Source organism: Brachybacterium sp. YJGR34 (assembly GCF_003347015.1).
Lineage (GTDB): Bacteria > Actinomycetota > Actinomycetes > Actinomycetales > Dermabacteraceae > Brachybacterium.
This window is the reverse complement of sequence record NZ_PNFB01000012.1, coordinates 55,496-68,422: the sequence shown is the minus strand read 5'-3', so window position 1 is coordinate 68,422 and position 12,927 is coordinate 55,496. Positions and strand designations below refer to the sequence as shown.

At 71.3% G+C, this 12,927-nt stretch carries 12 protein-coding genes; 9 read left to right on the top strand and 3 right to left on the bottom strand.

What is annotated here, in order from left to right; genetic code table 11:
- The first annotated feature begins 7 nt into the window (after positions 1 to 7).
- Positions 8 to 838, top strand: a complete 831-nt coding sequence (locus CXH06_RS11570) for a hypothetical protein (protein WP_114855345.1) — start codon at positions 8 to 10, stop codon at positions 836 to 838.
- Between the two features lie 217 nt (positions 839 to 1,055).
- On the opposite strand, the gene CXH06_RS11565 is transcribed toward CXH06_RS11570, so the two are convergent.
- Genes CXH06_RS11565 through CXH06_RS11555 form a run of 3 tightly spaced genes read right to left on the bottom strand, consistent with a single transcriptional unit; the run spans position 1,056 to position 4,245 of the window.
- The gene (locus CXH06_RS11565) at positions 1,056 to 1,949 is read right to left on the bottom strand and encodes a carbohydrate ABC transporter permease (protein WP_114855344.1); all 894 of its coding nucleotides are present in this window, start codon (positions 1,947 to 1,949) and stop codon (positions 1,056 to 1,058) included.
- Entirely contained in the window at positions 1,946 to 2,926 is a 981-nt protein-coding gene (locus CXH06_RS11560; RefSeq protein WP_114855343.1) for a carbohydrate ABC transporter permease, read from the bottom strand. The genes CXH06_RS11565 and CXH06_RS11560 overlap by 4 nt, the downstream gene beginning before the upstream one ends.
- A complete protein-coding gene (locus tag CXH06_RS11555) occupies positions 2,923 to 4,245 on the bottom strand; it encodes an ABC transporter substrate-binding protein (RefSeq protein WP_232820325.1) in 1,323 nt (440 codons plus the stop codon). The genes CXH06_RS11560 and CXH06_RS11555 overlap by 4 nt, the downstream gene beginning before the upstream one ends.
- Before the next feature lie 346 nt (positions 4,246 to 4,591).
- Between CXH06_RS11555 and CXH06_RS11550 the strand changes: the two genes are divergently transcribed.
- The 8 genes from CXH06_RS11550 (at position 4,592) to CXH06_RS11515 (ending at position 12,664) form a co-directional block, all read left to right on the top strand.
- On the top strand, positions 4,592 to 6,604 hold the full coding sequence (locus CXH06_RS11550) for an aldo/keto reductase (protein WP_114855341.1): 2,013 nt from the start codon (positions 4,592 to 4,594) through the stop codon (positions 6,602 to 6,604).
- A 2-nt stretch (positions 6,605 to 6,606) separates the two neighbouring features.
- On the top strand, positions 6,607 to 7,587 hold the full coding sequence (locus CXH06_RS11545; RefSeq protein WP_232820324.1) for a LacI family DNA-binding transcriptional regulator: 981 nt from the start codon (positions 6,607 to 6,609) through the stop codon (positions 7,585 to 7,587).
- Positions 7,588 to 7,739: 152 nt separating this feature from the next.
- Positions 7,740 to 7,955, top strand: a complete 216-nt coding sequence (gene rpmE, locus CXH06_RS11540; protein WP_114855340.1) for a 50S ribosomal protein L31 — start codon at positions 7,740 to 7,742, stop codon at positions 7,953 to 7,955.
- A 121-nt stretch (positions 7,956 to 8,076) separates the two neighbouring features.
- Positions 8,077 to 9,213: a peptide chain release factor 1 gene (prfA, locus tag CXH06_RS11535; RefSeq protein ID WP_114855339.1), complete on the top strand. Its 1,137-nt coding sequence runs from the start codon at positions 8,077 to 8,079 to the stop codon at positions 9,211 to 9,213.
- A complete protein-coding gene (gene prmC / locus CXH06_RS11530; protein ID WP_114855338.1) occupies positions 9,210 to 10,124 on the top strand; it encodes a peptide chain release factor N(5)-glutamine methyltransferase in 915 nt (304 codons plus the stop codon). Before prfA ends, prmC begins: the two co-directional genes overlap by 4 nt.
- A complete protein-coding gene (locus CXH06_RS11525) occupies positions 10,121 to 11,041 on the top strand; it encodes an L-threonylcarbamoyladenylate synthase (RefSeq protein WP_114855337.1) in 921 nt (306 codons plus the stop codon). The genes prmC and CXH06_RS11525 overlap by 4 nt, the downstream gene beginning before the upstream one ends.
- Positions 11,038 to 12,165 (top strand): glycosyltransferase family 4 protein, encoded by a 1,128-nt coding sequence (locus CXH06_RS11520; protein WP_114855336.1) that lies wholly within the window; start codon positions 11,038 to 11,040, stop codon positions 12,163 to 12,165. Before CXH06_RS11525 ends, CXH06_RS11520 begins: the two co-directional genes overlap by 4 nt.
- Positions 12,149 to 12,664, top strand: a complete 516-nt coding sequence (locus CXH06_RS11515) for a hypothetical protein (protein ID WP_114855335.1) — start codon at positions 12,149 to 12,151, stop codon at positions 12,662 to 12,664. The genes CXH06_RS11520 and CXH06_RS11515 overlap by 17 nt, the downstream gene beginning before the upstream one ends.
- Positions 12,665 to 12,927 lie beyond the last annotated feature (263 nt).

Below are 12,927 nucleotides of genomic sequence, written 5' to 3'. Positions count from 1 at the left end.
GAGCCCTGTGCGCGCCGAGACCCTCGACCTCACCGATCCCGCTCGTCGCGCGTACTCCGGCGACGGTCCCCGACCCGTGCGCACCCACCTGTGGCGCGCCGACGATCCGGCGGCGCCGTTCGTGCTCGTCTCGCACGGGACGGGAGGGGACGCGCAGTCCCTGCACCGCGTGATCGACGGCATCGTCGCGGCAGGCTGCTCGGTGGCGGCGGTCGATCACCACGGCAACACGTTCACCCAGCCGTACGTCGCCGAGGCGTTCGTGCGCTGGTGGGACCGTGCCCTGGATCTCTCGCGCGTGCTGGACGTCCTCGACCCGGCGGGCCCGGTGGGTGCGGCCGGCTTCTCGATCGGTGGCTACACGGTGGCTGCGCTGCTCGGGGCGCGCGTGGACCGGGCGCTGTTCACCGGTCTGGTCTCGGGCGAGGTCCCCGCTCCGCCGACCCCCGAGTTCCCCGGGATCGTCGAGCACCTGCGGGCCGAGCACAGCGCGGACGAGCGTGCCGCCTGGGCGGAGCCGGCGACGGCGTCCTACCGGGACGACCGCGTGGCCGCCGGATACCTGCTGTGTCCCCTGGGCGTCTTCGTCGCCTCCGACAGCCTCGCCACGGTCGCCCGCCCGACGGCCGTGCGCTGGGGCGGCGGCGACACCTCCGTCCCGCCCGCGTCCAATGCCCTCCGCTACGCCGCGGGGATCCCCGGCGCCGACGCCCGCGAACTCGGGACGGACGCCGGGCACTACGCCTTCATCGACGGCCCGGACGGCGGTGACCCGGCGCTGCAACAGGAGGTCGCGGCCGATGCCGCCGCGTTCTTCCGTCGCACGCTGCGTCCGTAACCCCCGACCGCAGGTCGCCGGGAGGTGTCCCTCCGCTGCGGCGGCAGGTCCCTCGTCGTGCCCGCGGTGGGATCGGGCCTGTCATCCGGCGCGGTGAGCAGGGGCTCACCGCACCGTCTGACAGGCCCGATCCGGGGTCGCGCAGGCTCGCAGTTCGTCGATCAGTCGGTGTCTGCTTCGCTGATCTCCTCCCGCTCGCAGGCTCGCAGTTCGTCGATCAGCCCTTGATCGCGCCGGCGGCGATGTTCGCGATGAAGTGGCGCGAGCCGATGATGAACACGCCGATCAGGGGCAGGACGCTGATGAGCGCACCGGCCATGACCATCCCGTAGTCGGTGAGATACAGCGAGTTGAGGTTCTGCAGGGCGGTCTGCAGGGTCTGTCGCTCCGGGTCCACCAGCACGATCAGCGGCCACACGTAGTCGTTCCATGCCGTGATGAAGGTGAAGATGCCCAGGAAGGCGAGACCGCCGCGGAGCAGCGGCACCGCCACCCTCCAGTAGGTCGTGAAGAACCCGGCCCCGTCGATGCGGGCGGACTCCACGAGCTCGTCCGGGATCGAACCGGCCGCCATCTGCCGCAGCAGGAAGATGCCGAACGCGTTCGCGGCGCCCGGGACGATGAGCGCCTGCAGGGTGCCCACCCAGCCCAACTCCGACATGAGGATGAAGCTCGGCACCAGGGAGAGGCTCCCGGGCACCAGCATCGTGGCGATGAGCAGGATGAACAGCGCCTTCTTGCCGGGGAAGTCGAACTTCGCGAAGGCGAAGGCGGCCAGGGAGTCGAAGAACATCACGAGCACCGCGCAGCAGGTGGAGACGATGATCGTGTTGAGCAGCGAGCCCAGCAGATCCACGCTCGTCACGACGCTCTGCACGTTCTCCACGAAGCTGGTGCCGAAGGTGAGCTTCGGGGGATAGCCGAAGATCTCCGCCGTGGTCTGCGTGGACATGACCACCAGCCAGTAGAACGGGAAGATCGACAGCAGCACGCCGATGATCACGCACAGATGCGTGACGACGGTGGCGATCCTGCCGCGGGCGGCGTAGTGCTTGGGGATCGGCCGCTCCGGGGTCGCGGGGCGCGAGGGGACAGGTGTCATGGTGCTCATCGCCGGGTCTCCTTCGTCGCAGCGGCACGGCGCCGGGAATCGTCCCCGCGGCCGGAGACGAGGCGCCAGTTGATGATCGCGAAGACGGCGGCGATCAGGAACAGCGCCCAGGCGATCGCCGAGCCGTAGCCGAAGTCGAACTGGGTGAATGCCTGGTTGTACTGGTACAGGACGATCGTCATGCCGGCCTCGCCGGCGCCGCCGCTGTCGCCGAGCAGCACCTGCGGCTCGGTGAACAGGCTCAGCCCGCCGATGGTCGAGGTGATGACCGTGAACAGGATGATCGGCCGCATCATCGGCACGGTCACCCGGAGGAAGACCTGCGCCAGGTTGGCGCCGTCGACCTTCGCGGCGTCGTACAGGTCCGTCGGGATGGACTGCAGCCCGGCGAGGTAGATGATCGCGTTGTAGCCGGTGAAGCGCCAGATCACCATGACGGCGATCGTCACCTTGATGCCCCAGGGGCTGGAGAGCCACGGCACCGTGTCCAGCCCCAGCGCCGTGAACGCGGAGTTGACCAGGCCGAAGGTGTCGGAGAAGACCGAGCCGAAGACGATCGCCATCGCCACCATCGAGGTGACGTTGGGGAGGAAGAACGCCACCCGGTAGAACTTCGTGAACCGGATGTTCTGGTGCAGCAGGAACGCGATGACCATCGCGAAGAACAGCATCGGGATGGTCGAGAGGAACCAGATGATGAAGGTGTTGGCGACGGCGTTCCAGAAGCGGCCGTCGGTGATGAGGAACTGGTACTGGGCCAGGCCCACGAAGGTCATCTCGCCCATGCCGTCCCAGTCCATGAACGACAGGACGATGGAGAACACGATCGGGAACAGTCCGAAGACGGCGAACAGCAGGTAGAAGGGCGAGATCGCCAGGTACAGCGGCAGGATCTCCCGGATCTTCCGCTTCCGCTTGGCGCTGGGGTCCGCGGCGGTGCGGACCGGGCTCGGGCGCGCGGGGGCTGCGGTGCTCATGAGAGGACTCCTCGCTTGATGAGGACCCGCTCCGACTGGGCGATCGCGTCGTCCCAGGCGGCCTCGGGATCCTTGCCGGAGGTCTCGACGTTCGTGATCTCGAGCGAGAACGAGCCGCCGATCATGGTCTCGTAGGTGCTGATGAAGGACTCCGGCACGGTCTCGGCCGCGGAGGAGAAGAACTCCAGCGGATCCTGCTCCCCGTAGAAGTCACCCTCGTAGCTGAGCTCCTCGAAGGAGCCGGGGGTGGAGGGGAACAGCTGGACGTCCCGGTAGGCGGCGGCCTGGTTCTCCGGCGAGTTGATCCACATGATGAAGGCGAGCGCGGCCTCGGGATCCTTGCAGGTGTGGGGGAGGGCGGCGAAGGAGCCGCCGCTGTTCCCGGCGCGCACCGGCTGCGAGGCCAGGCGCCACAGTCCTGCGGTGTCCGGCGCGGTCTCCTCGAGCACCTGCGTCCACCAGGCGGCGCCGATCTGACCGGCGGTGCGGCCGCTGGACCAGGCCGCGTTCTGATCGGTCGCCCGATCGCGAGGGATCCGGGCGGTCACGCCGGCCTCGACCGCGGCGACGGCCGTGTCCCAGGCCTGGCGCACCGCGCTGTCCGGCTGCAGGTACAGGGCGTTGTCGTCGGTGTCGAAGTAGCGCTCGGGGCTCGAGTTCAGGAAGCTCTCGAAGACGGCCTGCGCGTCGTTGATGAGGAAGGAATCGGCGCCTCCCTTGAGCTCGACGCCCAGCGCGATCCAGTCCTCCCAGGTGGAGATCGCGGAGGAGACCTCCTCGGGGGTGCTCGGCAGCCCCGCCTCCTCGAAGACGTCCTGCCGGAAGAAGTAGCCGGTGGGGCCGATGTCCAACGGGAAGAAGCAGAAGCGCCCGCTCGGGGTCATCCCCAGGTTCCACTTCCACTCGTAGTAGTCGTCCTTGACCGCGTCCGCTCCCAGTTCGCCGAGGTCCAGGAAGAGGTTCTCGTTGGTGAAGTAGAGGGCGTTGTTGGAGTTGATGTAGGTGATGTCGGGGATGTAGGCGTCCCCGGCCAGGCTGGTGCGGAGCTTGGTGTCGAAGTTGGTGCCGATCGTGTCCGCCCGCAGCTGCTTCTCCGTGCCGGGGATCTGCTCGGTCGCCTGCTCCAGCAGCTCGGGGCTCGCGGAGCGGTCCCAGTACCACATGACCAGCTCGTCGGGGTCGTCGGAGATCGTGGGGTCGGAGCCGCAGCCTGCGAGGGTCAGCGGCAGCAGTCCGGCGCCGAGCATGAGGGAACGGCGGGAGGGACGGATCGGTGGGGGTGATCCCCCGGGGTGTCGGCGGCCGCGCGCAGCGTGCATACGCATCCTCCTCGTTGAGTGACGGTCGTGCCGTGAACGTTCACGGTGACGCAGATCATGTCACCGAGGGTCCCTGTGGTCAACAGTGCCGCCACGGAGGGACATGTGCCGTGCCGAGAGTCCGCCGGGCGCCGCCGAGCGGATGTGGCGGTGCGGATCCTCGCGGAAGGACCCTCGCTCGCCCGTGCTCGGGTGCCGGCCCAGGGGCAGGCGGTGGCGCCTCGACCTCCTGCGGGACGCGTCGCGCCACCGGGTTGTCGCCGGCCGCCGGAGGGGATAGCGTGGTCGCTGTCGTGAACGTTCACGGCTCGATCTGCTCCCCATCTCGAAGGACGCCGTCGTCTCCATGAGCTCTTCCTCCACCGCTTTCCGCTGGGCCGTCCTGGGCCCCGGCTCCATCGCGCGCCGCTTCGCCACCCAGCTCCCGCACTCCCGTGACGGCGTCCTGGTCGCCGTGGGCAGCACCTCGGCCGAGCGCGCCCGGGCCTTCGCCGAGGAGTTCCCGCTCGACGGCCCCGCCCTCCTGGGCACCTACGAGGAGGTGCTCGCCTCCGACGAGGTGGACGGCGTCTACATCTCCACCGTCCACACCGGCCATGCGCGTCTGGCCGCCGCTGCCCTCGAGGCCGGCAAGCACGTGCTGTGCGAGAAGCCGCTGACCCCGAACGCCGGCACCTCCATGGCCCTGCTCGACCTCGCCCAGCGCAGCGGGAAGGTCCTGCTCGAGGCGTACATGTACCGCTTCCACCCGCAGACGGTGAAGGTCCTCGAGCTCGTGGCCGGCGGGGCGATCGGCGAGGTCACCCATGTCGATGCGTCCTTCTCCTTCGACACCGGCGGCCGCAGCGGGCGCCTGTTCGACGTCGACACCGCCGGCGGCGGCATCCTCGACGTGGGCTGCTACCCGCTCTCCTTCGCCCGCTTCGTCGCCGGCGCCGTGCAGGGAAGGGCTTTCGCTGAGCCCACCGCACTGCGTGCTCAGGGCACCCTCGGGGAGACCGGCGTCGACGAGTGGTCCAGCGCCGACCTCGAGCTGCCGGGCGGCATCACCGCCTCCCTGCGTACGGGCGTGCGCCTGAGCGATCCGCAGTCGGCGACCATCACCGGCTCCCGCGGCGTGCTGCGCCTGTCGGACCCGTGGGGCCTCGGCGAGGCGCAGGTCATCGAGCTCGACGTGGTCGGCGAGCAGCCGCAGCGGATCGAGATCCCCGGTGCCTGGCCGTACGCGCTCGAGGCGGACGCCCTGGCCGATGCCGCGCGCGGGGACGGCATCGTCCCCGAGCTCACCGCGGAGAACTCCCTGGGCCAGGCGCGGGCGCTGGACCGCTGGCGCGAGGAGATCGGTCTGCGCTACCCCTTCGAGGCCGATGACACCGTCATCCCCACGCTCACCGGCCGGCCCCTGGTCGCCGGCAGTGTCACCACGGGGCCGGCCATGGCCTACGGGAGCCTGCCCGGCATCGACAAGAAGGTCTCGCGCCTGGTGATGGGCTGCGACAACCAGATGAACCTGGCCCACGCCTCGGCGATGTACGACGCCTACTTCGAGATGGGCGGCACCACCTTCGACACCGCCTACATCTACGGCGGCGGCTACTGCGAGAAGCTGCTGGGGCAGTGGGTGCAGAACCGTGGCGTGCGCGAGGACGTCGTGGTGATCACCAAGGGCGCCCACACCCCGCACTGCGATCCGGAGTCGATCACCCGCCAGCTCGAGGAGTCCCTCGAGCGCCAGGGCACCGATTATGCAGACCTGTACATGATGCACCGCGACAACCCGGAGATCCCGGTCGGGGAGTTCGTGGACGTCATGGACGAGCACCTGCGCGCGGGCCGCATCCGTGCCTACGGCGGCTCGAACTGGACCCCGGCCCGCGTGGACGAGGCCAACGCCTACGCCCGGGCGAACGGACGCACCGGCTTCACGATCCTGTCCAACCACTTCGGCCTGGCCGAGGCGCTCGACGTGCCGTGGAAGGGCTGCGAGCACGCGACCGATCCCGAGTCCAAAGCGTGGCTGGAGGAGCGCGGCATCGCCCTGCTGCCGTGGTCCTCGCAGGCGAGGGGCTTCTTCACCGGGCGTGCCCATCCCGAGGACCGCTCCGATGCCGAGCTCGTGCGCTGCTACTACAGCGACGGCAACTTCGAGCGCCTCGCCCGCGCCCGCACCCTCGGAGAGGAGCGCGGGGTGCCCGCCACCGCGATCGCCCTCGCCTTCGTGCTCCACCAGAAGTTCCCCACCTTCCCGCTGTTCGGTCCGCGCTCCATCGCCGAGATGCGCTCCTCGACGCTGGGTCTCGGCGTCGAGCTGTCCGCAGCGGAGATGGCCTGGCTGGACCTGCGCGCGGAGAACCGCTGACCATGGCGGGGCGCCGGCCGACGATCGTCGACGTCGCGGAGCGGGCCGGGGTCTCCCGGCAGACCGTCTCGCGGGCGATGAACGACATGGCCGGGATCAGCCCCGCCACCCGGTCGCGGGTGCTCGAGGCGGCGAAGGAGCTTAGCTACCGTCCCTCCCGCTTCGGCCGCGGCCTGGTCGAGCAGGGCCCGATCACGGTGGGACTGGTGGTCCAGGACCTCTCCAACGCGTACTTCGCCGAGCTGGGCGCCGCGGTGGTGCGCGCCTGCGTGCCCTACGGCTGGAACGTCGTGCTCGCGGAGGCGGACAACGCCCTGGTCCCGGAGGACGTGGCGCGCGAGCTCGCGCGGAGGGTCGATGCGATCGTCGGCTACGGGATGCTCCACGGCGATCTGCGCGGGGCGACCGGCATGCCGGTGGTGCGGATCGACGGCACGGCGGAGCAGTGCCAGGAGATGGGCATCATCGAGCTGGTGTTCCCCGGGGCCACCGCGGACCTCGTCGCGCACCTGCGCCGCGCCGGGGTGCACCGCCCGGTGGTGATGGACCTGGCCGGCGACGCGGAGCCCGGGACCCGTGCGCGGGCCCTCGCCGCCGCCCTGGCCCCGCTCGCCGAGAGCGGCGAGGTGCCCATCCACAAGGCCCATGACCGCGTGGGGCACGTCGAGGCGCTGCAGGAGGTGCTCGAGGTGGGCGCCGATGCGCTGGTGGCCTTCAACGACGAGCTCGCGGTGCGCCTGCTGCGGGCGCTGCGGACGATGGGCGTCGAGGTGCCCGGGCGGCTGCGGGTGGTGGGACTGGACGGACTCGAGATCGGCTCCCTGGTCACCCCGGAGCTGACGACCCTGAGCATCGACATCGATGCCATCGCCGCCCAGGCCGTCGCCCTGGTCGCGGGGATGCTCGAGGGCAGGATCCCGCTGACGGGCCAGGAGGCGCACCGGGTGGTGCCCTACCGCCTCGAGGTCCGCGCCTCCGCGTAGGGAGCGGGTGCCCGCTCCGGTGCACGCGATGTTGCACACGCCGCATCCGGATCCCTCGCCTCCGGCGCGCCGGGCGTGGCAGACTGTGACGTCGGTTCTGGTTCACGGCGCCCGCCCGGACGCCGACCCAGCGACCCCGAGCTAGGAGAGACATGAAGGCTGACATCCACCCCGCATACGTCGAGACCCAGGTGACCTGCACCTGCGGCAACTCGTTCACCACGCGCAGCACCAAGACCGACGGAGCGATCAGCACCGAGGTCTGCTCCGCATGCCACCCCTTCTACACCGGCAAGCAGAAGATCCTGGACACCGGCGGCCGCGTCGCCCGCTTCCAGGCCCGCTACGGGAAGAAGAAGGACGCCTGAATCCGAGGACGTCCCCGAGGCGGCATGACGAGCCTCGTCTCCGACGCCGGTGTGCGCCCCAGGGCGTGCACCGGCGTCGTCGCGTCGGGGAGCATCGGTGGACCGAGGACAGGGGGAACGCATGAGCGAGCACGGCGAGGGCGATCGGCTGGCGCCGCTGCGCCGGGAGCACGCCCGGCTCCAGGAGTCGATGGCCGACCCCACCTTCCACGACGACCCCGCGAGGGCGCGCCGTGCGGGCCGCCGCTACGCCGAGCTCGAGGCGGTGCTCGCCGCCGCCGACCGGATGGACGCCACCGCCGCGGACCTCGCCACCGCCCATGAGCTCGCCGCGCTGGGGGAGGGCGACGAGGAGCTCGCCGCGGAGACCGCACAGCTGACCGAGCGCCTGGAGGCCGAGCGGGCGCAGCTCGAGGATCTGCTGGCCCCGCGCGACCCCGACGACTCCCGGGACGCGATCCTCGAGATCAAGGCTGGCGCGGGCGGCGAGGAGTCCGCGCTGTTCGCCGCCGAGATGCTGCGCATGTATCGCGCGTACGCGGAGTCCCAGGGCTGGCGCCTGGAGGTGCTGACCTCCGCGGAGTCCGAGCTCGGCGGCCTCAAGGACGTCACCGTGGCGATCTCCGCGCGCGGCGGGGGCACGGGGGCCGACGGCGTCTACGCCCATCTCAAGCACGAGGCCGGGGTGCACCGGGTCCAGCGCGTCCCGGTCACCGAGTCCGGCGGTCGCATCCACACCTCCGCCGTCGGCGTGCTGGTGCTCCCCGAGGCCGACGAGGCCGACGAGTCCGAGGTGCTGGCCGAGGCGATGGCCCCGGCGAACCTGCGCATCGACGTCTTCCGCTCCAGCGGCCCGGGCGGCCAGAGCGTGAACACCACCGACTCCGCGGTGCGCGTGACCCATCTGCCCACGTCGATCGTGGTCTCCTGCCAGGACCAGAAGAGCCAGCTGCAGAACCGCGAGCAGGCGCTGCGGATCCTGCGCACCCGGCTGCTGGATGCCCGCCGGGCGGAGCAGGAGGCGCAGTCCTCCGCGGCACGGCGCTCCCAGGTGCGCACCGTCGATCGCAGCGAGCGCATCCGCACCTACAACTTCCCGGAGTCCCGGGTCGCGGACCATCGCACCGGCTACAAGGCAGGCAATCTCTCCCAGGTCCTGGCCGGGGATCTCGGCGATCTCATCGCCTCCTCGCGGACGGCCGAGCGGGAGGCGCGTCTGGCCGAGGCCGGACGCGCCGCCGAGGGGAGCGCGCCGTGAGCGCCTCCGAGGTCAGCACGCGCCTGCGCCGGGCGCTGGCCGGGACCACCGAGCGCCTGGGGCGCGCCGGAGTGCCCTCGCCCAGCGTCGACGCCCGCGCGCTGATCACCCATGCCGCACGCACCGAGCGCCCGCTGGTGCTGCTCGACGAGCTCCCGGTGGACTTCGCCGAGGACCTCGAGCAGCTCACGCGGCGCCGTGAGAGCCGAGAGCCCCTCCAGCTGATCCTGGGCCGGGCGCCCTTCCGCCGGCTGATGCTCGCCGTGCGCCCTGGGGTGTTCATCCCGCGCCCGGAGACGGAGCTGGCCGTGGACCTGCTCCGCGAGCACGCCGCGGGTCCCGTGTCCAGCATCGTCGATCTGTGCGCGGGATCGGGTGCACTGGGGGCGGCCGTCCTGGACGAGATGCCCGGCACGCGGGTGCTCGCGGTCGAGGTGGACCCCGGTGCGGCCGCTCTGGCCGCGGAGAATCTCGAGCACGCCGGTCCGGGCCGCGGCCGTGTGCTGCGGGCGGACCTCACCGCGGGGGCGCAGGAGCTGCCGGAGCTCGCCGCGGCGGGGCCCGTGGACGCCGTCCTGTCCAATCCTCCCTACATCCCGCCGGAGGCGATCCCCCGCGAGGCCGAGGTGCGCGAGCACGATCCCGAGCGGGCGCTGTTCGGCGGGGGAGCCGACGGGCTCGAGGTGCCCCGTGCCGTCCTGGCGTGGTCCCGGCGCCTCCTGCGCCCCGGCGGCGTGCTCGTCATGGAGCATGCCGATGTCCAGGGCGAGGCCGCCCGGACCGCCGCCGTGGCGTGCGGCGGCTTCGACCATCTGCTGACCGTCCGCGATCTGACCGGACGCGACCGCTTCCTCGTCGCCCGCCGTGGCGACGGGGACCCATCCCCAGGAAGTGAGACACTGACCCGGTGAGCGTGCACGACACCCAGAACCCAGAGTCCCGCGAGGACGCCCTCGCCGCCGCCGTCGACGCCGTCCGCGACGGCAAGCTGATCGTCCTGCCGACGGACACCGTCTACGGCATCGGCGCGGACGCGTTCACGCCCGATGCCGTCGAGGACCTGCTCGAGGCCAAGGGTCGCGGCCGCGACATGCCCCCGCCGGTCCTGATCGGCGATCACGCCGTGCTCATGGCGCTGGCCGCGGAGCTGCCCGACTACGTCGAGGACCTCGTCGAGGAGCTCTGGCCCGGGCCGCTGACCCTGATCCTCACCGCACAGCCCTCGCTGACCTGGGACCTGGGGGAGACCCGGGGGACCGTGGCGCTGCGGATGCCGGACGACGAGATCGCCCTGGACCTCCTGCGCCGCACCGGGCCCCTGGCCGTCTCGAGCGCCAACCGCAGCGGCCGGCCCGCCGCGCTCTCGGTGCTGGACGCCGCGACCCAGCTGGGCGATGCCGTGGAGGTCTACCTCGACGGCGGCACCGCTCCGATCGGCGAGAGCTCGACCATCCTGGACACCACGGTCACCCCGGCGGAGATCGTCCGCGCCGGCGCGATCACCGCGGAGCGGATCATCGAGGTGGTGGGGGACATCTTCACCACTCCCGAGCCCGAGGAGCCGGAGGTCGCCGAGGAGGTGGAGCCCGCTGAGGACGCCGCCGCGGACGGCGAGACCGCGGCACCGTCCGCCGATGCGCCGGCCGCCGATGCGCCGGAGGCCGACGGGCCGTCCTCCGAGGCGCCCGCTCCCGGCGGTGTCCTGAACCTCCCGTCCGAGCCGGAGAGCGGTGAGGCGACCACGGCGCAGGTGGCCGCGGAGACGCCTCTGACCGATATCGGCGACGGGAGCGCCGACGGGCCCCGCCCGGGCACCACGACCGGGTGAGGATCTATCTCTTCCTGCTGCTGGTCTCCGCCGCGATCACCTTCCTGGTCACGCCTGGTGTGAGGCTGATGGCACGGCGTGCCGGGGCGATGACCGCGGTGCGGGAGCGGGATGTGCACGATGCGGTGACGCCACGGCTGGGCGGGCTGGCCATGTTCGCCGGGGTCGCCGCCGCCCTGCTCATCGCGAGCAACGTCCCCTTCCTCGAGGGGCTCTTCCGCGACTCCCGCCAGCCCTGGGCGATCCTCTCCGCCGCCGGTGTGGTGACGCTGCTCGGTGCGGCCGACGACCGCTGGGACCTGGACTGGGTGACCAAGCTCGCCGGACAGGTGCTCGCCGCGCTGCTGCTGGCCTGGCAGGGCGTGAGCCTGGTGACGCTGCCGATCAACGGCGTCACCGTGCTCTCCGGTCGGACGGCGCTGATCCTCACCGTGCTGGTCGTGGTGGTCAGCATGAACGCCGTCAACTTCGTGGACGGCCTCGACGGTCTGGCCGCCGGGGTGATGGCGATCGGCGGCTCCGCGTTCTTCCTCTACGCCTACATGCTCACCCGCAACTCCTCGAGCACCGACTACTCCTCGCTGGCCGCCCTCCTGACCGCCGTGCTGATCGGCGCCTGTCTGGGCTTCCTGCCGCACAACTTCGCCCGGGCCCGCATCTTCATGGGCGACTCCGGATCGATGATGCTGGGGCTGCTGCTGGCCGCGAGCACGATCGCCGTCACCGGCCAGGTCGATCCGGCCAGCCTCTCCGGCGCGGACTTCTTCGGCCAGTTCCTGCCGATCCTGCTGCCGATCGGGGTGATGGTGATCCCCTTCCTCGACTTCGCTCTCGCCGTGGTGCGACGGATCGGCGCGGGCAAGTCCCCGTTCCACGCCGACAAGTACCACCTGCACCACCGGCTGCTGAGCCTGGGCCACTCCAAGCGCGCGGCCGTGCTCATCATGTACACCTGGACGGTCGTCATCTCGGTGGGCCTGCTGGTGCCCCTGCTCCTGCCCACCACGGCCGTGCTGATCTTCTGGGCGTGCGGACTGCTGTTCGCCCTCGTGCTCACCTTCGACCCTCTCAGATGGCGGTCCGGCCGCCACCGGAAGGACCTCACCGATGCCCACCGACCCTGACACCCCCGCAGAGACCTCGTCGGCCACGCCGCCGCAGGCACGGCGGACCGGCCGCGCCGTCGGTGACCGCGGCATGCAGCGCGCCACCGTCGTCGCGGTCCTCGTCGGCCTCGTGCTCGACCTCGCGGTGATCGCCGTCGCCGCGACCCGGGACGAGTCCTCGGCGCTCGTGGGCGCCCTCATCGGCACCGGTCTGACGCTGGTGATCGTGGTCCCCTCGGTCGCGATCACCTACGCGGGACCGCGCCTGACGCCCGTGAGCATGGCGGCCGCGGTGCTCGGCTCCTGGGCGGCCAAGATGCTCATTGTGATCCTCGTCCTGGTCCTGGTGCGGGACACGGCGGCGGTCTCGACTCTCTGGATCGGCCTCGCACTGCTGGTCGGCGCGGTCTCGGCCGTGCTCGTGGAGGCGATCCTCCTCGTGCGGACCCGTCAGCCGCTGTCTGTGGCCCCCGTCCACGATGCATCGGAGAACCCTGGGCGCCAGGAGGGCCAGTGACTCTCTGTTATGCTTCCGGAGGTGCTCGAGCGCTGATCACGGTGCAATACCGCAGCGAGCTCGACCACTGATCGACCACCCGGGAGCGCTCTGGCGTCATCCATCGCCGTACGCACGGTGGCCGCGCCCGGGTCGGTGAAGATCGAGTTGACGGCCACGGCCGATGCCCCGCATCGCGCCTCACGACCACGGGAGATCGCGCTGAACACCGCAGACCTCAGCCCCACGCTGCACGCAGAGGGCGACGAGCTCTTCCACATCCC